We start from the raw sequence: 21,534 nt of genomic DNA on the forward strand, positions 1-21,534 counted from the left end.
GAGCCTAAGGGGCGGGCTCGCTTTATGCTCCCCACACGCAAGCTTACAGGCGAGAACTGGGCGTCGAAGGGCGTGTCGGACCACAGTCCGACACGCCCTTTTTTTGCGTCTGCAGTGCTCACTTGAACCAGAACCCGGCGCCCTAGTCAGGTGGTTTTCCATGCTCACTCGCGATCTGAATCTCTCAAGAGGGTCTTTTCCACCAGTCCGAACTTCGACGAAAGCACGTAAATCGCAGGGTCGCTAGCAACCTTAACGCCAAGCCAATCGAACCTTCATCGATCATTTACGAATCCTTCACCTTCCCGCCTAGGCACTCCGCTAAGATCACCGCCCTAACGAGATTGGTGAGTCGCACACAATGTGTGAGGACTCGCCCCCAGAGCCCCGCAGGCCGGATGCCTGTGGCGATTCGCGGCATATAGCCGCGAGCGCTTGTGGTCTCTGGTTTGTGGCCCTAACCGGCCTTTGGGGGGATATATGGTTTTCACTCGCTTTGCCGAGTGCTGCGCTACAGCTGCGCGCGTCGCACATGAGTCGGCGTCCTGGGTTCACTCCTCGGCGACGTGCTGTGCGTCTCACGGTTTTGATTTGTCCCGCCGGCAACGGTCCGAGCGAGGGTTCACGCTCGTCGAGCTGCTCGTAACGATCAGCATCATTGGCGTGCTGGTGGCGTTGCTGATCCCGGCCGTGAACATGGCTCGCGGCGCCAGCCGCAGCATCACGTGCATGAACAACTTGCGCCAGTTCGGCGTGGGTCTCCAGTCACGCGCCGGCCAGCACAACACGTTCACCTCGGGGGCCACGGACTGGGAGTACGACGGTGTCGTGACCGAGGTGGGATGGGTTTCCGACCTCGTCGCCCAGACCATCCCGGTGGGCCAGATGCTCTGCCCCACGAACGAAGCGCGGGTTTCGTCTTCGGTGAACCAGATGCTGGAGCTCGCCGAGAGTGACTTCTCGGGCTGCGTCGACCCGCGAGGCTCTCAGCCGAGCACGCTGCCGGACGGCACGCCGGTCATCAACCCCTGCCGCAAGATCCTCGACGAGTCGCTCGACCCGCTCAGCGCGGAGCGGGTCGCGGTGGTCGAGTCGCTGATGATCGAGCGGTTCTACAACACGAACTACGTGGCCAGCTGGCTGATGGTGCGGTCGCGGCCGCGGCTCGACCGCGGCGGCAACCCAGAGAGCAAGAATCCCGCCTGCGTGGCGTCGCTCAAGGCGGTCGAATCGACCTACGGACCGCTGAGCCTCTCGGTGCTCGACACAGCGAAGGTCCCCTCCAACACGATCCCGCTGCTGGCCGACAGCGCGGTTGATCAGCTGCTCAAAGCGGATGTTGGCGAGTTCCAAGCCGGCGAGGGGACGGCGGGGCGGTTCACACGGGGGCCGGTCCAGACTCTGACCCTCAAGGCGCCGACGTTCGACGACGGAAAACCCCGCAACGGCGCGGGCGGGTGGTGGGCCGTGTGGGACAAGACCCGGCAAGACTACCGCGGCTTCGCCCCGCTGCACCGCGGTGCGTGCAACGTGCTGATGGCCGATGGCGGGGTCCACACATTCGTCGACACGAACGGCGACGGTTATATCAACAACGGCTTCCCGGCCAGCGCCGAGAGCGGTTTCACCGACGACGAGGAAGAGGTTAGCGACGCGACGCTCTTCAGCAAAGCAGCGCTCGGCAGGATCTGACCCCCGCCCACGAGAACTGGGGCGTCGCTCATCTACTCCACCCACTGCTTTTTTGTATTTCGTTGCCGGTCGAAACCGGCGGAATCACCTTCTGCTACGAAAGGCTTAGAACGGATCCATGGTTAAAGGAACGAACCGCCGCACGATGCGCGGCACGAACCAAGAGCGGACGAGCGGCTTCACGCTGGTCGAGCTGCTCGTTGTGATCGCCATCATCGGCATCTTGGTGGCCCTGCTGCTGCCGGCCGCCGCCAAGGCCCGCGAGGCCGCCCGCCGCGCCCAGTGCCAGAACAACCTGCGTCAGTTCGGCACGGGCTTCCTGCTGTTCGCCGATCGCGACGCCCAAGGCCGCCTCTGCTCGGGCGCCAGCGACTACCGTCGCGACGGCTGCATGGACACCTGGGGCTGGGTCGCCGATCTGGTGAACATCGGCGCCGCCCGTCCGTCCGAGATGCTCTGCCCCACCAGCCCGTTGCGCGGGTCGGAGAAACTCAACGACCTACTAGGAGGTATCGATACGTCGGACGCTAAGGGTGGCGCAGATGCAGAGCGTCTCGCCGACGGCGTCTGCGGCTCGCCCACCTTCGCGGGCGTGTCGGGCGGATCCGGCTCGACGTTCGGCGGCACCGAAGAGGCCACCCAAGAGCGCGCCAACTTGGTGGCTCGGGCTTTCATCGCCAAGGGTTACAACACGAATTACGCCGCGAGCTGGTTCTTTGTCCGCAGCGCGCCGAAGTTCGACCCCGCCTCGCCCGACCCCACGGACCCGGTCACCCTGACCGGCACCGACCTGAAGGGGCTCGGCGGCTCGGCGGGCCCGCTCCGGATCCGCATCCTGGAGAGCTCGCCGATCATCACGTCGCGTGTTTCTCTGCTCGGTTGCGCCGCCCCCGGCGACATCGACGAGGCGATTGCCGCTCGCGATATTGAGTACGGCCCGTCGGACCCGTTCGCCCAGGGCACGGAAGACTCGGCCTCTTACATCCAAGCGGGCGATTTACTCGCCGAGGCCTTCAACGACGGCCCCGCTTACTTCGATCCGTCGGACAACTCGGTTCGCTTGATCGGCGAGGGCATCAGCCTCAAGTCGCAGGCCGCTGTCGAGTCGGGCGACTCTGGCAGGATCAACACGGTCCCGCTCGGCGAGACCGCGTCGGCCCCCAACGACGTCTACATGCAGGACACGCGCGATTGGTACGCCTGGCACAACGGCTTGGTCAACGTGCTGTTTGCCGACGCTTCGGTCAAGCAATTCAATGACGTCAATAGCGACGGGTTCTTGAACCCCGGTTTCCCGGTGCCCAAGGGGCTTACCGACACGGTTTACCAGGGAATCGGCTACCGCAGCGACGACGTGGAGCTGCCGCAGACCGAAATTTTCAACGGCGTTTTTCTCACCGGCAACACAAAGCGTGGTGCTTTCGAGGACTGAGCCGCTTGAAGCTTGGTTGATGATTTGTCTACGAGCGGCCGGCGCCATCTGGCGCCGGCCGCTTTCTGGCGTTTACCTCTCTGTCTTGCTGGGAGCTACCCACACTGTGAAGACACGACCTCGGAAGCGACAACGGCTGGTTGTCGTATTTTTAGCCACGTTCGTGACTGTGGCAGCGCCGAGCAATGCGGCGCCCGAAAAGGCATCCGGACATACCTCGCGTGAATTGGGCCCGCGCGCCGTCTTCGACAGCACCCGATACGACTTTGGCGTGGCGCCCCCCAAGGAGCCGCAGGAACACACCTTCCTAGTCCGCAACGAGGGCGACGCCCCGCTCACCGTCAAGCAGGTGGCCACCAGTTGCAAATGCGTGGTCACCGAGATGCCCGAGGGACCGATCGTCCCCGGCCAGAGCGCCCGCATCACCGCCGGCTGGTTCGGGCGGGTCGACACGCCCGACTACAGCCAGACGATCACGCTGAAGACCAACGACCCGCGGCAGGAGATCGTCGAGCTGCGTGTGGTCGGCACGATCGCCTTTCCGGTCACCTTCCGCCCGAACCTCCTCTCGCTGCGCGACGTGCTGAAGGGCCAGCCCTACGAGACAAGCGCCGAAGTGGTTTCGACCACTTGGGAGCACTTCGAGATCAAGGACATTGACGCCGAGACCCACGGCTACACCCACCGCCTCGAGCCGCTCGACGCCGACGAGCTGCGTCGGGCCGGCGCCAAGAGCGGCTACCGCCTTCACCTCACGATGGGCGAGGGCCGCCCGGTCGGTGAGTTCCAGGAGTCGATCAAGATGAGCGTGCACCCGCCGAACGACTCCGCTGCCGCCACCGGAACCGAGAACGAAGCCGAGAACGAAGCCGAGGCCGAGGCCGAGCCGTTCGACATCTACCTGCCGATCTTCGGCAAGGTGTCGGGACGGATCAGCGTGATCGGCAAAGACGTTCAGAACGACGGAACGGTGCGGGCGTTCGCCGATCGCAAACCCGGCGCGCGGACCACCCGGTTGATGGTAAAGGTGCGTGACCCAAAGAAGGGGCTCGGCTTGGTCGGTTTCGAATCGGCCCATCCCGGTCTGACCGCACGGCTCGAGCCGCTCGGCAACGGGCTCGACGCGAAGGGGTTGCACTACCTTTATCTCGATGTCGAGGGCCTGAAGTTCAAGCAATCGCGCATGGGCGACCGCGCCATCGCTCTCCGTCTGGAATTCGAACACCCGCGGATCGAACGGCTGGAACTCAAGGTCGAGGTCGTGCTGGAAGACAGCGTGATCTCCGGCCAAGGTCTCCCGGGCCGTCGCCACACCGCTCGGCGGGGAGGTTGATCCGGTGGAGCACACCAGCAGAAAAGAAACCGACCGGCGGCCCGGCGACGGCGAGCCGCGCCCACACTTCCGACTGATCGGCGGCGAGGGGCCCACCGAAGCGGCCGCGGCCGACCTGTTCTGCGCGTCCTGCGGCAAGCAGGGGTCGTCGAAGTCACGTTTCTGCGGCGGCTGCGGCTCGCTCCTGTGGGAGCCTTGCCTCGCCTGCGGCGAGGTCAACGCGGTGGGCTTCGCCTACTGCGGCTCTTGCGGCGGCGACCTGAAAGCGACGCTCGACGAGGCCACGGCCTCGCTCAGCCACACGGTCGAGCAGGCTAAATCGCTCTTCGGCGAAGGGCGAGTGCAGTCGGCCGTCGAAACGCTCGACGCGGTGCGCACGCCCGAGCACACGGCGCTGCGCACGCTGGTGAGCACCGCCCGCCGGCTGCGTGACGAGTTCCTCGAGATGAAGGAGCGGGCGGCGACCGACTCGTTAGAGATCGGCGCCACGGCCCAGGCGTTGATCGACGAGAGCGATTTCGGCGGCGCGATCGAGACGATCAGCAAGATCCCGGCAGGCTTGCGCGACTCGAAGCTGACGGACCTGCACAACCGTGCGACGAGCAGCCTGGCCGACGCGAAGAAACTGCGTGCCGAGATCAAACAGCGGATCGCCGACAAGGAGTACGACGGCCTGCTGCCGGTCGTGCTGCGTCTGAAGACCCTCGCGCCGGCCGACGCGCAGGTCGCCAAGCTGTACTCTCAGCTCGAAGCGCGTGAGAAGCAGGCGAGCGGCAAGCGTGGCAAGGTGCTCATTGGCCACGCTCTCAAGGCGCTCGCGGTCAATGATTATCCCACCGCAGGCAAGCTGCTAGAGCAGGCGCCCGCCGAACCCAACGACCCTGAGGTGGCGCGTGCGGCGGCGGAGGTGCGCGAGACGGTTTGGCTCGCCCGGCAGCTGGCCTTGGCGCCGCACGCCGACGCGAACGCCGCCGCTCTGGCCCAGAAATTCGCCAAGCGCCAGCCACGCGACGAGCGGCTGCAGAAAACCGTCGTCGACTTCGTCGCCCGGGCGCGACGGAAGCCGACCGTCGAGACAACCGGCCCCACGCCTTGGGCGAAGCCTCCGGCGGTCGCGGCGATCGGTGAGTCGATTGATCTCCTCCCCTTCACCGTGGGGCTGGCCCTGGCGGCCGAGGGAACCGGAGCAGCGCCCGCCCAACTCACCCCCTCCTACGGCCTGGCGCTGCAGGCTCTCGGCCGGGCCGAGTTGGTCGTCGACCTTTCGCCCAAGCCCTCGGGCGGTTGGGCGAAGAAGCTGGCGCTCGGGCTGGGACGCAAGGGAGCCGCCGCGGGGTGGGGCGTCGACGCGGGCGCTCGCGTGCTCAAGGCGGTGAAACTCGTCGCGTCGGAGGAGGGGCAAGGCCCGCCGAAGATCGAGGCCATCTACACGGCCGACATCGCCGACACCCCCGAGGGTCACGCCGACGCCGTCGGGGCGTTGCTCGCCGAGCACGAGTTCCGAGGCCTGCCGGTGGCGATCAACATCCCCGCGATCCAGACCTTGGGCCGCTTCTTCAGCGTCCCCGTGCCGGACAGCAAACAAGCGAAGTTCGACGAGGTGGTTCGCTACGAGGCCCGGGCGCGGATCCCGCTCGAGACCGAAAAGTCGGTCCAGGGCTATTACAGCGTCGACGAGAAAGGGGAAGACCCGGGCCTGGCCTGCCCCCAGCGCCGCGTGGCGCTCATGGCGGCGAAGCTCGAAGACGCCCAGCTGCGCGTCGCGCCGTGGCGGACCGCGGGGGCCTCGCGAGTGACCGTCGCCAGCGAGGCCCTCGCCCTCGTCAACGCCGAAGCCTGCCGCCGCGGCGGCGTGTTCGAGCCGGGCGAGGCGATCCTCGATGTCGGCCACAAGTCGTCGATCGTGGCTGCCTACGGAGTCTCCGGGCCTTGGTTCCGCAGCTTCTACGGCGGCGTGGAAGATTTCAATCGGGAGATCGCCAAGGCGAAACAAATCACGCTCGCTGAGGCAGACGCTCTCCGGCGAGAAATCCACAAGGCGCCCCTGTCGCACGAGATCGACGCCCTGCTAGTCGGCGCCTACGAGGCGTTCGCCGGCCGGCTCGTGCGGGTGCTCAATACGCACCACAGCGAGTGCGGCGCGCCGATCACGAAACTCCTGCTATGCGGCGGCGGAGCCGAATCGTACGGGCTCGTGCGCTACCTGAGGAACGCGAAATGATCTACCGCTACCCATTCTCCTTCCTACACAAGGGCCAGGCGAACTGCTCCGTGGCCGCCTTGGCGATCTTCGCTCTCATTCTCAGTGTTTCCGGCTGCGGCGGTTACAGCCAGGCGGACGTGAAGCAGCTGGCGATCCGACGACCGCCTGACCCCTACGACGAGCCCAGGAAGAACGACGCCGCACAACCGGCTGGAGCGCCCAAAACCATTGCAGCGCCGCCGTCGTCCGCAAATCCCGCGGTGGCCGCGTCCGCGCAAGAGGCCACTGCCGCGCAGGAGGGCGCCCGGCCCGATCTCGGCGGCCTGAGCGACACGCAACCCCCGCCCGCCACGCCCCTCACGCCTGCCGAGCAGGCGACGCGTTCCGCGGAGAACCTCGAGCGTATCGCTGCGGCGTTGGTGGCGTTCCGCGAAGAGAAAAGACACTTCCCCCGGTACGCCGTGCGAGACAAAACGGGCGTCTCGCTGCTGAGCTGGCGTATCGAGCTGCTGCCCTACCTGGGGCACCAACAGCTCTACGATCAATTTGACCTGAGCCAGCCGTGGTACGCGCCGGTGAACAAGCGGCTGCTGAAACACATCCCAGCTGTGTACCAATCGCCGGCCCACTTCGACGAGCAAACGTGCTACCGAATCCCGATAGGGAATCGAACGATCTACCAGAAAAGACGGAGCGTCCCCCCGGGTCTCGTGGAAGACGGCATGAGCAACACGGTGATGCTCGTCGAGACCGACGACGCCGTCCCCTGGACCGCGCCAACCGAGTACGAGTTCGACGGCGATCACCCCGCCAAGGGGCTTGGCTCGCTTCGCGCGGGCGAGATTTACGTGGCATGGGCCAACGGCATGGTTGGCAGCGTGCCGGTCGATGCGCCCGAGGATTCTTTACGGGCCATGTACACCCCCGACGGCGGAGAGCGGTTCAGCTCGGCGGCGATCAACAAGCCGATCGACCCCAGCCGATTCGCCGAGGCCACGCTGGCGGTCGAGCAGCCGGGCGCCGCGAACGGGAGCGGGGTTGCCGCCTCAACCCTGAGCGTTTCTCGCGGCCGGGTGGCGCCCGACGCGTCCAAGCTTGCGTCGGACTACCAGCGGGTCGCGGCCCTCGCTTTGGCCGAGGGCGACCACGCCGACGCGTGGCGATGGCTCTACGGCGCCGCGTCGCTCGGGGCCATGCCGCCGCAGCAGTTCCAGTGGTACCCCGCCTTGCGTCGGCCCGCCTTCGGCATTCATTACGCCATCGCGGTGGTCGATCCCGAGGCCGCCAGTCGCAGCGGCGCGAGCCGGGCGGACGTGCTGCCGGACACGGCGCAATCAGTAACCCAATTGGTCGCGATGACCCAGCCGTTCGGCGGGCCGCTGCTGCTGCCGCTCGAGGGTCCGGCCACGGAGTCGTCGATCGCGCGGCTCTTGCCCGCCCCGCCGGCGGCCCTCCCCACAAGGCGGGGCTTAGAAACGGGGCCGCGTGTGCGGGGCACTTTCCTCGTGGGCCGTTCCGTCACGGAGCTGCGCCGCGCGGCCAACGAACACAGCTGCGACGTGCTGCTGGTGCTCGACGTCAACCGCCCCGGTCGCAACAACCGCTCGGACAACCGCGAAACGAGGTTCAGCTTCTTCGCTTACGATCTGGCCCAAAGCAAGCCGCTGCTGCGTTCGCCGAGGTTCTCGTTTGAATCCGCGACGCTGACCGCCGACGAGTTGGTTCGCGACGATGATTATCAAGACTTCCTGTGGAAATGGCGCGACCTGCTCGAAGACGGGCTCACGAGCCACGACTGGCCGGTCGCGCTGAGCGACACGATCGCGGCGAAGCGCGTCGCGGCGCTCGGCGAGTCGGACGACCCGTTCCCGCCGCGTGTGCTGGCCGAGATGACCTACTACCGCAACCGCGGCATGGTCGACAACCAGCAGCTGCTAGTTGCGATGCGCAAGGCGATCACCGAACCCGCGGCGATGGCGCTGCTGCTCGGATCGGCCAAGAAGAAAGAGCGGGCGTTGCGAGAATGGTTGCCGGTCGGCGACCCCGAGCAAATCCTCGAGCGCGCCGCACGCGTGGCCACGACCCGCCGCAGCGACGACTGATGCGCACAGCCTAGCGGCGGGGGCAGCCGCACGACGCGGCGAGCCCCTGATCGCTGATCCACTCCCGCTCTCGACGAACAGCTCTCCACGAAAAGGCAACCATGATGCGAATCCATCACTACGGCCACCTCGCCTGGTCCCGCGCCCTGTTGATCGTCCTGGCCTGTGCGGCGCCGGCCATCGGAGCCGACACCACCGCCTCTTGGAACGGCGAGTTCCTTGAGAATTGGTCCGACACGACCCAGTGGACCCCGGCCGAGATCCCCAACAATGGCGCAGTGACCTACAACGTATCGCTCACGCACGGCAACGTGCTCCAGGACGTGGAGGGCGGTGTGACGATCAACAACCTGACTCTCACCGACGCGTTCCTCAGCGGCTCGGAGCCGCTCACCATCGTGGGCGAGGAGCTCGCGCCCGAGGTTGTTTCCACCTGGACCGCGGCGTTGCAAAACTCCGAGATCCGCAACACGGGCGGGGTGACCGTGGGCGCCGGTGCGACGCTCGAGGTGCAAGGCTCGGGCCCGAAGAACCTCGGCTCTCCTTCCGGCGGGGGCGTCACGACGCTCGCCGTCGACGGCGCGGTGCGGGTATTCGGATCAGGGAGCATCAACGCCACCGGTGGGGGCGCCGTGATCGAGACCTCGGCCACGGGCGTGTTCGATCTGAAGAGCGACGCCGACTTCGGCTCGGTCGGTCCCAGCGGCGTGATCAACAACGCCGGCGTCTTCAGCAAAACAGCCGGGACCGGCCTCACGCGACTCAACTCGAGCTGGACGGTGAGCAACACCGGCGTGGTGCGCGTTGCGGCGGGCGCGTTGGAAGCGCGAGGCGTGGTGAACAACGACGGGGAGTTCATCGTCGAGCCGACCGCCACGCTCGCCGAGATCGCCGGCGGCACGAGCAGCGGCTCGTTCGCGGTCGGCGCCGGCGCGACACTCGAAGTCAGCGCTCCGACCTTCGCACCTCAGGTTTTCAGCGGCGCAGCGTTCACCGGCGACGGGGAGCTTAGCATCACGGGCTCGGCCGATTTCGAGCTCGACGCCACGGTGGCCGACACCCTGGCGGTGTCGTTCAGCGGGTCGCGGCTCAGGACACTATCCCCGCTTTCGCTCGGCTCGGTCGATTGGTCGGCCGGATCGCTCATGGGTTCTGGAGGCCTGACGATCGCGCCGGGGGGATCGGCTACGATCTCCGGCTCGCAGGACAAGACGATCACAACCGGCGCCTCGCTAGTTGTCGCTGGCTCGGTCGCAGTGACCGGCTCGGGCGACATCAACACGAACGCAATCGGCGACGGCGCGACCATCACCGTCCCCTCCGGGGGGCTGTTCGATCTCCAAGCCAACGCCCGCTTCAGCGACACGCTTGCGGGGTCCAACCCCAATAACGTTTCGGGCGAGGTGCACAACAGCGGCGTGTTCCGCAAGAGCGCCGGTGGGGGCGCGGCGTGGCTGCAAGACATGTGGTCTTTCGTGAACGATGGCTCGGTCGAGGTTGAAGATGGCCAACTCCGCTTCGACGGGACGTTCGTCAACAACGGAGTGGTCGAACTGTCTGGCGGCGGCGTGGTTCTGAACGGCGACGCCAGCGGTCCCGGGGACTTCACCGGCTCCGGGCTCGCCACGTTCAACGGCTCGTTCGGCACGGGCGAATCGCTCGCCACGGTAGGCTTCGGCGGTGACGTGCAGTTCGGCGACCAAGCGACGCTGCACATCGGCGTCGCCGGGAGCGATGATTTCGACGCCCTTTCGATCGCCGGCTCGTTGAGCCTCGACGGCGACTTCGTCGCATCGCTCCTCGCTCCCGGAGACACCGAAGAACCCTTCACCCCAATCGGTCAAGAAGACTTCACGATCCTGATCGCCGAAGACGGGGTGACCGGAGCATTCGATTCCGTGGCCCTGCCCGACTCCGCCGAGGGATACGAATGGGTGCTCGACATCGGCGCCAACTCGGTTGTGCTCAGCCACGTGCTGATCCCCGTGCTTGTGGGCGACTACAACGAGAATGGCGTGGTCGACGCCGCCGACTTCACCGTCTGGCGCGACCACCGCGACACGGCGTTCGATCTGGCCAACCGCGCGCCGGGGCTCTCTGGCGCTGTGTCGCAGGACGACTACGACGCGTGGGTCGCTCATTTTGGCAAAACACTCGACGCCATCTCCCCGGCGACGAACGTTCCCGAGCCGACGGCGCTCCTGCTCGTGACGATCGCCAGCGGCGCGTTCGGCTGTCGCCGCCGCGCCGAGACCGACAAGAACAGCACGCCAGAAATAGGCTTGTAACCCGGCCAAGCCTGGCCTCGGCTAGCTTTAGCATTCGCCCCGAGGGCGTGGCGACGACCGGTCGTGTCGCACCCCAGCCAACCGCCGAGTAGAATGTCGCGGAGCACCACTTCTCACTCCGCGTCGAGGCCCTTGATGCGCCGACTCCTCCGATCGTTGCTTCTCGCCACCCTGACATTGTTGCCGGGCGTCCTGGTCGCTGAGGAAGCTCTGGTCGCCGGCAAGCCGCTCTACCGCGACCCGGTCTACGACGGCGCCGCCGACCCGGTGGTCATTTGGAACGCCGAGCGCAAGGCGTGGTGGATGTTCTACACCAACCGCCGGGCGAACGCCGAAGGGCTGCCGGGCGTGTCGTGGGTGCACGGCACGCCGATCGGCATCGCCGAATCGACCAACGGCGGCGCCACCTGGGCGTACTTCGGCGACGCTCAGTTCTCGGGAATCGACAGCGTGCTTGGCGCGGGCGACGGGTCGATCGACAAACCGACCTACTGGGCGCCCGAGGTGATAGAAGCCGAGGGGGCGTACCACATGTTCCTCACCGTCGTGCCGGGCGTGTTCAAGGACTGGGGCCACCCGCGGTCGATCGTCCACCTCACGAGCGACGACCTGCTCCACTGGCGCGCCGAGAGTGAGTTGAAACTCGTCAGCGACAAGGTGATCGACGCCTGCGTCGCCCCGCTGCCCGATGGCGGCTACCGGCTTTGGTACAACAACGAGCGCGATCGCAAGTCGATCTACTACGCCGACAGCGACGACTTGCTGACTTGGTCCGACCGCGGCCAGGCGGTCGGCGACCAATCGGGCGAGGCGCCCAAGGTGTTCCGTTGGGGCGACCGCTACTGGATGGTGACCGACGTGTGGGACGGCCTGGGCGTCTACCGCTCTGACGACATGGAGAGCTGGGAGCGGCAGAAGGAGAACTTGCTCCGTGAGCCCGGCAGCGGCGCCGACGACCGGGTGAAGGGGGGCCACCCCGACGTGGTCGTCAGCGGCGATCGGGCGTACCTGTTCTACTTCACCCACCCCGGCCGCCGCGGCCCCGACGCGGGCGCCGACCAAACCGAGCAGCGCCGCAGTTCGATCCAAGTGGCTGAGTTGCGTTTAGAAAACGGCTGGCTCGCGTGCGACCGCGACGCGCCGACGCGGATCGATCTGCGAGTCGAATGAGCGTCCATTCACAAGACGAGCCGGTCGCGTGAGCGACCGGAGTTGCTGGCGCGCCGCTGTGGCGAGCCTGCCACTCCGGACCCTTACGGGGCCGGCTCGCCGGTGGGATCATTGGTCATTCCGATGGCGTGCGTTAAATTGTCGGTCTCTCGTGGCGGCAGCCCCCTTTTCCCAAACCCCGACCCCTTCTCACTATGGCATCGATCAACGTCGGTCTCGTCGGCTACAAGTTCATGGGCAAGGCGCACTCGAACGCCTACATGACGGCCCCCAAATTCTTCGACATGCCCGCCCCGCCGGTCATGAAGGCCGTGTGCGGCCGCGACGCGGCGGCGGTCAAGGAATTCGCCGACACGTTCGGCTGGGAGTCGACCGAGACCGACTGGCGCCAGCTCATCGCCCGCAACGACATCGACATGATCGACGTCGGCTCGCCGGGCGACACGCACGCGGCGATCGCCATCGCGGCGGCCGAGGCGGGCAAGCATGTTTTCTGTGAGAAGCCGCTCGCCAACTCGCTCGCCGACGCCAAAGAGATGCTCGCCGCGGTCCGCAAGGCGGGCGTGCGGCACATGGTGAACTTCAACTACCGCCGTTGCCCGGCCGTCTCCCTCGCCAAGCAGATGATCGAGGCGGGCGAGATCGGCGAGGTCCGCCAGTTCCGCGCGGTCTACTTGCAGGATTGGCTCGTCGATCCCCTGTTCCCGATGAACTGGCGGATGCGTAAGGAGATCGCCGGCTCCGGCGCTCACGGCGACCTGAACGCCCACCTCATCGACTTGGCTCGGTTCCTGGTCGGCGAGGTGACCGATGTGGTCGGCATGATGAAAACGTTCATCACCGAGCGGCCCGAAGAGGGCGCCTCGACCGGCTTGTCGGCCACCGCCGGCGAGGGCATGGGTCAGGTCACGGTGGACGACTCCGCGTTGTTCCTCGCCCGCTTCGCCGGCGGAGCGCTCGGCTCGTTCGAAGCGACACGGCTGGCCCCCGGGCGCAAGAACTACAACCGCTTCGAGATCAGCGGCTCGAAGGGTTCGCTCGTTTGGATGTTCGAGGACATGAACGAGTTGCAGTACTACTCGTGCGATGACGCCGACGGCCGGCAAGGCTTTCGCAAAATCTTGGCGACCGAGGGATCGCACCCCTACGTGGCCGCCTGGTGGCCGCCGGGGCACATCCTCGGCTACGAGCACAGCTTCGTGCACGCGATCCACGACTTCTGCCAGGCCGTGTCCAGCGGCGACGACTGCCGCCCCGACTTCCGCGACGGCGCGCAGTGCGTGGCGGTGCTCGACGCGGTCGAGAAATCGGTGGAAACCAAGGCTTGGCAGAGTGTCGAAACAGTGGAATGACTTCCCGCACGAGACGCGGAAAGCCGCAGCAAGCCCTGGGACACACTCCCCTAACAAAGTAGAATCACCCAATTGGCCACGGCGGGCCTGTGCCCGCCGTGGCTCTTTGCGTTCCCGGCATGGTCCGCTGCGAATCGCATCCGCTGGAGCCACGGATTTCACGGATGGGCATGGATTGAAAAAAGGTAGATAGATAGCCACGAAAGGGCACGAAAATACACGATAGGAACTACAGGTAAGACATTCCCCCAGCCGCTGAGTTGTTCAGGCGCGGTTGAGGCTGGATTCTTCTCGTGCTTTTTCACGTCTCTTTGCTGCCAGCGTCCCTCCGTCCTTGCCATCCGTGGTTCGTCAAAAAACGCTCGGCCCCCGTCCCCTGGCCCCCGACCCCTCACCGCATGTCCGACCTCGCCGATCGTTTGGCCAAGCTCTCGCCCGCGCAGCGTGAGCTGCTGCAGCAGCGTCTCACGCAGAAGTCGGCCCCGGTCGTCGACCCGTTCGCCGAGGCGACGGCCGAGCCGGTGGCGATCATCGGCATGTCGTGCCGCTTCGCCGGCGCGCCCGACCTGACGAGCTATTGGCGGATGATCGAGGGGGGCCTCGAGGGCGTCACGGAAACGCCCCCCTCGCGTTGGGACGTCGACGAGCTGTACGACGCGCATGGCGCCCCCGGCAAGATGACCAACCGCCGCGGCGCCTTCGTCGACAACATCGACAGCTTCGACCCCACGCACTTCGGCATCACGCCGCGCGAGGCCTCGCGCATGGACCCGCAGCAGCGGATGCTGCTCGAGGTGGCGTGGGAGGCCTTGGAGAACGCCGGCTGGCCGGCCGACAAGGCGCAGGGATCGAACACCGGTGTGTGGGTCGGCATCGGCGGCGCCGACTACGCCAAGATCCCGAGCCAGGCGCAGAATTACTACGAGCGGATCGACGCCCACATGGGCACCGGCAACGCGTTGTCGATCGCATCGAATCGCATCTCGTACATCTTCGACTTCCGCGGGCCCAGCGCGAGCGTCGACACGGCGTGCAGCAGCAGCTCGCTGGCGATCCACCTGGCGGTCGAGGCGTTGCGGCGGGGCGAGTGCACGGCCGCCCTGGCCGGCGGGGTGAACGCGATCCTCACGCCCGAGACCACCCTCGCCTTCAGCAAGGCGCAGATGCTCTCGCCCGAGGGCCGCTGCCGGCCGTTCGACGCGGGCGCCAACGGCTACGTGCGCGGCGAAGGGTGCGGATTGGTGCTGCTCAAAAAACTCACCGACGCCCAGCGCGACGGCGACCCGGTGCTCGCCGTGCTACGCGCCACGAGCGTCAACCAAGACGGCCGCACCAGCGGCATTAGCGCGCCAAACGGCGAGCGTCAGAAGGCGTGCGTCCGCGCCGCCCTCGCCCAAGCGGGCCTCACGCCCGCCGCGGTCGACTACGTCGAGGCCCACGGCACCGGCACGCCCCTCGGCGACCCGATCGAGATGCAGGCCCTCACCGAGGTCTTCCGCCGCACGGCGCCAAGCGACAAGCCGCTCTATGTGACCAGCGCCAAGGCGAACATCGGCCACACCGAGACGGTGAGCGGCGTGGCGGGTCTCATCAAGGTCGCCTTGCTCATGAAGCACGGCGTGATCGAGCCGCAGCTGCACCTCGAGAAGCTCAACCCGCACATCAAGCTCGACGGCTCGCGCGTCGAGCTGCCGCACGAGCCGGTCGCCTGGCCGGCGGGCCCGACGCCGCGGGTGGCGGGCGTCAGCTCGTTTGGCTTCGGCGGCACGAACACGCACCTCGTGGTGAGCGACGCGCCGATCGCCAAACCGGCTGCGGAGCCGGCCGCCGGGCGCACGTCGCACGTGCTCAAGCTCGCGGCGAAGAAGAAAGACGGGATCGCCGAGCAGGCCCGCCGCTTGGCCGAGCGCTTGAACGAAGACGAGTCGATCACCGCCGCCGACGCCGCCTACACCCAGAACACCGGCCGTTGCGACTTCAACGCCCGGGCCAGCGTCGTGGCCGACGACCGCGACGACCTGATCGGTCGCCTCGAGAAACTCGCAGCCGGCGAGCGTGCGGCGGGCGTTAAAACGGGCGAGGCTAGCGGCGTCGCGCGGCCAAAGACCGCCATGCTGTTCACCGGCCAGGGCTCGCAGCGTCCCGGCATGGGACGCGAACTCTACCAGACCAGCCCGCTGTTCCGTTCGGTGATCGACCGCTGCGAAGAGGCTTTGCGCGAACCGCTCGGCGCGTCGCTGGCCGGCATCCTGTTCACCACCGAAGGCAAGGGCGCTGAGCGGATCAACGAGACCCGCTACACGCAGCCCGCGCTGTTTGCCCTGGAGTGCGGCGTCGCCGCGCTGTGGGAGTCGTGGGGCTTGCGGCCCGATTTCTTGCTGGGGCACAGCATCGGCGAGTACGCCGCCGCCGTCACGGCGGGCGTGTTCTCGTTGGAGGACGGCGCCCGGCTGGTGGCCGAGCGGGCCCGGCTCATGCACTCCGCTCCTGGCCACGGCAAGATGGCGGTCCTCTTCGTCAGCGAGGCCGAGGCCCAGAAACTGATCGACAAGAGCGGCGAGCGGGCGTCGGTCGCCACGGTCAACGGCCCCGAGAACGTGGTGATCTCGGGCGAGGCCGAGGCGATCGAACGGCTGTTCGCGGCGTTCGAGAAAACGGGCGGCAAAGGCCAGATGCTCGTTGTCTCGCACGCGTTCCACTCCGAGTTGATGGACCCGGTGCTCGATGAGTTCGAGGCGTTCGCCGCCACGATCGAGCACCAGGCGCCGAGCGTGCCGATCGCCTCGAACGTGACCGGCGTGCTGATGACCGAGCCCCCCACCACCAACCAGCAATGGGCCCGCTACTGGCGCGAACACCTCCGCGGCGCCGTGCGCTACGCCGACGGCGTGGCGGCCGTGGCCGAAGCGGGGGCCTCGCTGTTTGTCGAGGTCGGACCGACCGCGGCGCTCGCTGGCATGGGCCGCCGCTGTCTGCCCGATCAGAAAGCGGCTTGGCTCGCCTCGCTGCGGCCCGGCAAGCCCGAATGGCGGTCGCTCGCCGAGTCGGTCGGCGAGTTCTACGCCGCCGGCGGGGCTGTCGATTGGCGTGGATGGGACAAGCCGTACGCCCGCAAACGGATCGACCTGCCGAACTACCCTTTCGACCGCATCCGTTGCTGGCACGATCCGATCGAACGCTCCGCGCCGTACGCCGTCACGCGCCAGGGCGACTCGCCGGTGCTCGGGGCGCGGCTGCCGGTCGTTGGCGCCAACACCGTGTACGAGGCGGCCCTGTCGCCCAGCTCCCCCGCCTTCCTGGCCGACCACGTGGTGCAAGGGTCGGCCGTGGCGCCCGGCGCCCTGTACGTTGAGCAGGCGTTGCGCGCCGCCGGCGAGGCCCAGGGCCACGGCGGCGTTCTCGCCGTCGACGACGTCGCGATCCAGCAGGCGATGTTCCTCGCCAATGGCGCCACACGCCGCTGCCAGAGCACGGTCGGCCCCGAGTCGTCCGGCCGTCGGCCCTTCGAGTCGCACAGCACGCCGCTCGGCGACGACGGCCCCGAGGCAACCTGGACCCAGCACGCCTCGGCGGTCCTTGTGACCGACGCCTCGGACGAGCGTCCCGAGCCGATCGACTTGAAGGCTTGCCGCGAGCGGTTGGTCGCCTCGCAGACCGCCGAAGAGTTCTACGCCACGATGGCGGGCCGCAGCCTCGACTACGGCCCGGCGTTCCGCGTGCTCGGCCACGTCGATCGCTCGGCTTATGACGCGGTGTCGACCGTCGAGCCGACCGACTCCGTTCGCCACGAGATCGGCGAGCGTTACGGCTTGCACCCCGTGCTGGGCGACGCGTTGATGCAGACCGTGGCGGGCGCCACGCCGCTCGAAAAGGATGGATCGTACAGCCCATTCACCTACATGCCGGTTCGGGTCGCTCGGGTGCGGCTCTACGAGACGGTCCCGGCCGACGAGCCGCTGCTCGCCTACGCCGTGCGTCGTTCCCCCGAGCCCGACTCCGACGAGACGAGCCCGGAGCTGGTCACCTGCGACGCCTACTTGGTGCGCGAGTGTGGCGAGCCGATCGCCGCCTTCAAGGGCGTGCGGGTGCAACGCGTCGGCGCCGCCGGCGCGAGCGAGTCGCAGCCGGCCGACTGGCTGCACCGCTTGGCGTGGCGCGAAACGGAGCAAACAGCGACCGAGCCTGCCAGCGGCCCTTGGCTGCTGTTCGCCGACCAGGCCGGCGCGGCCACGGGGCTCGCCGATCGACTCGAAGCCGCCGGCTCCGCCGTGACGCTCGTCAGCCCGGGCGAGGCCTACGCGGTGAAGGTCGACGAATCGGGCGCCAAGCCGCGCACCCGCGTCACCCTGCCCCCCGGCGACGACGCCTCGTACCGCAAGCTCCTGGAGATGTTCACCGCCAACCCCACGGCCAAGCCGGCGGGGGTAGCCCACCTGTGGTCGCTCGACCTGCCAACATCAGAAGCCGAAGGCGCCGCGGCCAAGGACGCGTGGCAAGTGTCGTCCCTGTTGGGCGTGGGCAGCGTGATGCGGCTGGTGCAGCAAGCCGCTCGACGTGGCCTGGCTTGCCAGGCGGGCGTTTGGGTCCTTACCCAAGGCGGCCAAGCGGTCGGCGACAACAACGTCTCGCCGCTGGCGGCGCCGCTGGTTGGCCTCGGTCGCGTTGCGCAGATGGAGCACCCCGAGTTGTCGATCCGGTTACTCGACATGGAAGACCCCGACGACAGCGAAGCCCTGGCCGCCGAGCTCTCGCGCCCCGGCGACGAGAACCAGCTCGCGCTAACGGGCGGCAAACGCTGGGCGGCTCGGCTCGAGCACGACGACGAAGCGGCCGCCGCGCTCGATGAGTCGGCCGCCGGCCAGATGGCGATCCCCCACGGCCCGCACCAGCTGCGCATCCCCCGGCCCGGCTCGTTCGAGGCGCTCCGCTACGAGCCGATCACGCGCAAGACGCCCGGCCCGGGCGAAGTGGAGCTCGAGATCCACTCGGCCGGTCTCAACTTCAGCGACGTGCTCAAAGCGCTCGGCCTGTACCCCGGCATCAAGGACGAGATCGTCCCGCTGGGCATCGAGGCCTCAGGAGTGGTCACGGCCGTCGGCGAAGGCGTTTCGCACCTCAAGGCGGGCGACGAGGCGCTCGGCGTCGTGCCGTACGCCTTCGGCTCACACTCCACCACCGCCGGCTACGCCTTGGTGAAGAAGCCCGCCGGGCTCTCGCACCCCGAGGCGGCCTGTCTGCCGATCGCTTGGCTCACCGCCCACCACGCGCTGATCAAGCTCGCCGGACTCGCCCCGGGCGAGCGGGTGCTGATCCACGCCGGCGCCGGCGGCGTGGGACTCGCCGCGATCCAGATCGCCCAGCACGCCGGGGCCGAGGTCTTCGCCACCGCCGGCAGCGACGAGAAACGCGACCTGCTCCGCGGGCTCGGCGTAAAGCACGTGATGAACTCGCGGACGCTCGACTTTGTCGAGGAGATCCGTGAGGCGACCGGCCGCGAGGGGGTCGACGTGGTGCTCAACTCGCTGCCGGGCGAGGCGATCCCCGCCAGCCTGTCGGTGCTGCGGGCCTACGGCCGGTTCTGCGAGATCGGCAAGATCGACATCTACCAAGACCGCAAGCTCGGCCTGCTGCCGTTCCAAGACAACCTGTCGTACTTCGCGATCGATCTTGACCGCGTGCTACGCCAGCGGCCCGGCTACGTGCGTGAGCTGTTCACCGAGGTGATGGACCGCTTCGCCGCGGGCGACTACCAGCCAACGCCGTACACGCGCTTCGCCGAGAGCGAGACGATCCAGGCGTTCCGCTACATGTCGCAACGCAAGAATATCGGCAAGGTCGTGGTCGAGACCATCGAGAACGCCGCCGATCTGAAGGACGCCGATCCGAAGGGCGTGGTCCGCTCGGACGCCTCGTACCTGATCACCGGCGGCCTGGGGGCTTTGGGGCTGCGTGTGGCGGCGTGGCTGGGTGAACAAGGCGCCGGCGGCGTGGTGCTGCTCGCACGCAGCGAGCCCCAGGGCGAGAAGCTCGCGGCCGTCGAGGCGCTCAAGGCGAGCGGCCTGAACGTGGCGGTCGCCCGGGCCGACGTGAGTGACCACGCCTCGCTCCACCAAACGCTCACCACCCTGCCAAAGGGTTTCCCCGCGCTGCGCGGCGTGCTGCACGCCGCCGGCGTGCTCGACGACGGCCTGCTCGCGGACATGACCGACGAGCGGTTCGCCAAGGTCACGGCGCCCAAGACCGTGGGCGCCTGGAATCTGCACCGGCTGTCGCTCGACACGAAGGTCTTCCCAGCGTGCGACCTGTTCGTGCTGTTCTCGTCGGTCGCCGCGGTGCTCGGCTCACCGGGCCAATCGAACTACGCCGCCGGCAACGCCGCGCTCGACGCCCTGGCCCACGCCCGCCGTCGGGCCGGTCTCAGCGCGCTGTCGATCAACTGGGGCCCGTGGGCCGAAGGGGGCATGGCGGCAGGCGTGGTGGGCGAAGGCGGCCCCGAGGAGAATTCGGCGCAAGCGATCAAATCGATGGGCATGGACCTGTTGAAACCCGATGCCGCGCTCGGACTGATGGGGCGGCTCATCGAATCGAACGCCGCTCAGCAGGTGGTGTTCGACCCGCATTGGGAGGCCATGTCGCGTCTGCTCACCGGCCGCAAGACGCCGCTCTTAACGGACCTGCTCGTTGGCGCCGAGAACGCGGCCGCCGGAGTCGCCGACACGGCGTTGCGGCAACGGCTTGCTAGCGCGCCCGCCGACGAGCGGCAGAAGGAGCTCGAAGAGATCGTCCGCGACGAACTCGCCCGCGTGATGGGCGTCGACGCCGACCAGATCGAGATCGCGGCGCCGCTGTCGGCTCTGGGGCTCGACTCGCTGATGGCGCTCGAGCTGAAGAACAACCTGGAGGGCAAACTCGCGTTCACGCTGCCGATGGCCAAGCTCCTCGAGGGGCCGAGCGTCGCCACGCTGGCCGAGGCGGCGGGCGAGGCGATCGCCGGCGACGGCGACGAGGCCGACGCCTCGACCGGCCCCGAGTCGCTGCTCGTCACCCTCCGTAAAGGGGATCCCAATGTCGCCCCGTTGTTCTTGCTGCCGGTCTTGGGGGGCGACATCCGCTGCTACCTCGGCCTGACCGAGAAGCTGCCGGGCACGCTGCCCATCGTGGCGATGCGGCCGCGCGGCATCGACCACGGCGAGCCGCACACGGACATGGACGCGATGCTCGACGACTACACGGCCGCCCTCCGCAACCGTCAGCCCGAGGGCCCCTATTCGCTCGCCGGCTGGTCGACGGGCGGCGTGACGGCGTTCGCCCTCGCCGATCGGCTCGAGTCGATCGGCGAGAAAGTGTCTCAGGTGGCGCTGTTCGACGCCCCCACGCCGCGCGTCTTCAAGGACATCGACACCGAAGACGACATCAAATTCCTGCTCACGATCGTCGGCTTCGCCGTGCGGTTCTCGGGCGTCGATCTCGACCTGGACGAGGAGAAGCTCACGGCGATCGAGCCGGAGAAGCGTTTCGCCTTCGCGCTCGCCGAGGCCAAACGGGCCGGCATGTTCTCGGCCGACGCCGACGAGTCGTACGTCCGCCGGCTGGTCGACGTGGGCGAGGCGCTCGTGCGGGCGACGAGCGACTACGAGCCGCGTCCGATCGAGGCGCCGGTCCTCTTCTTTGCCCCCGAGACACCCGGCGGCTTGGGCGACCTGACTTCGCACGATTCGCTGAACGAGGAGGACTGGCGCGACGCCATCGGGCAAACGCTCGCCGTCCACACCACGCCGGGCGACCACTTCACGATGATGACCGATCGCGGCGCCGACTCGATCGCCGCGACGATCGAGTCACTGCTGGCGATCAACGCCGGCTAGGTCGCGCAGGCTCTGCTGGCGCGCATGCGTTGCTGGCGCCGCGGCGGCCGAATTTGAGAGTTGCCCTCAAGCGTCGTGCGCCGCTGGCCGATGCGGA

9 protein-coding genes are annotated in these 21,534 nt (G+C 67.7%); all 9 read left to right on the forward strand.

Annotated elements, in window-relative coordinates; genetic code table 11:
• Window positions 1-591 precede the first annotated feature (591 nt).
• The 9 genes from Mal64_RS09715 (at window position 592) to Mal64_RS09755 (ending at window position 21,437) form a co-directional block, all read left to right on the forward strand.
• Window positions 592-1,692: a prepilin-type N-terminal cleavage/methylation domain-containing protein gene (locus Mal64_RS09715; protein WP_231993643.1), complete on the forward strand. Its 1,101-nt coding sequence runs from the start codon at window positions 592-594 to the stop codon at window positions 1,690-1,692.
• Between the two features lie 118 nt (window positions 1,693-1,810).
• Entirely contained in the window at window positions 1,811-3,124 is a 1,314-nt protein-coding gene (locus Mal64_RS09720) for a type II secretion system protein (RefSeq protein ID WP_231993644.1), read from the forward strand.
• A 19-nt stretch (window positions 3,125-3,143) separates the two neighbouring features.
• Complete coding sequence (locus Mal64_RS09725) at window positions 3,144-4,457, forward strand: DUF1573 domain-containing protein (protein WP_146399570.1); 1,314 nt, start codon at window positions 3,144-3,146, stop codon at window positions 4,455-4,457.
• Window positions 4,458-4,461: 4 nt separating this feature from the next.
• Entirely contained in the window at window positions 4,462-6,678 is a 2,217-nt protein-coding gene (locus Mal64_RS09730) for a double zinc ribbon domain-containing protein (RefSeq protein WP_146399573.1), read from the forward strand.
• Entirely contained in the window at window positions 6,675-8,762 is a 2,088-nt protein-coding gene (locus Mal64_RS09735; protein ID WP_197525626.1) for a DUF1559 family PulG-like putative transporter, read from the forward strand. The genes Mal64_RS09730 and Mal64_RS09735 overlap by 4 nt, the downstream gene beginning before the upstream one ends.
• A 104-nt stretch (window positions 8,763-8,866) precedes the next feature.
• Window positions 8,867-11,050: a hypothetical protein gene (locus Mal64_RS09740; RefSeq protein WP_146399577.1), complete on the forward strand. Its 2,184-nt coding sequence runs from the start codon at window positions 8,867-8,869 to the stop codon at window positions 11,048-11,050.
• 135 nt (window positions 11,051-11,185) lie between these two features.
• Window positions 11,186-12,220 carry a family 43 glycosylhydrolase gene (locus tag Mal64_RS09745; RefSeq protein ID WP_146399579.1) on the forward strand — a complete coding sequence of 345 codons (1,035 nt, stop codon included), beginning with the start codon at window positions 11,186-11,188 and terminating at the stop codon, window positions 12,218-12,220.
• A gap of 194 nt (window positions 12,221-12,414) precedes the next feature.
• Window positions 12,415-13,572 carry a Gfo/Idh/MocA family protein gene (locus tag Mal64_RS09750; protein WP_146399581.1) on the forward strand — a complete coding sequence of 386 codons (1,158 nt, stop codon included), beginning with the start codon at window positions 12,415-12,417 and terminating at the stop codon, window positions 13,570-13,572.
• 398 nt (window positions 13,573-13,970) lie between these two features.
• Window positions 13,971-21,437, forward strand: coding sequence for a type I polyketide synthase (locus tag Mal64_RS09755; RefSeq protein WP_146399583.1), 7,467 nt, complete (start codon window positions 13,971-13,973; stop codon window positions 21,435-21,437).
• Window positions 21,438-21,534 lie beyond the last annotated feature (97 nt).

The organism is Pseudobythopirellula maris (assembly GCF_007859945.1).
Taxonomy (GTDB): Bacteria; Planctomycetota; Planctomycetia; order Pirellulales; family Lacipirellulaceae; genus Pseudobythopirellula; species Pseudobythopirellula maris.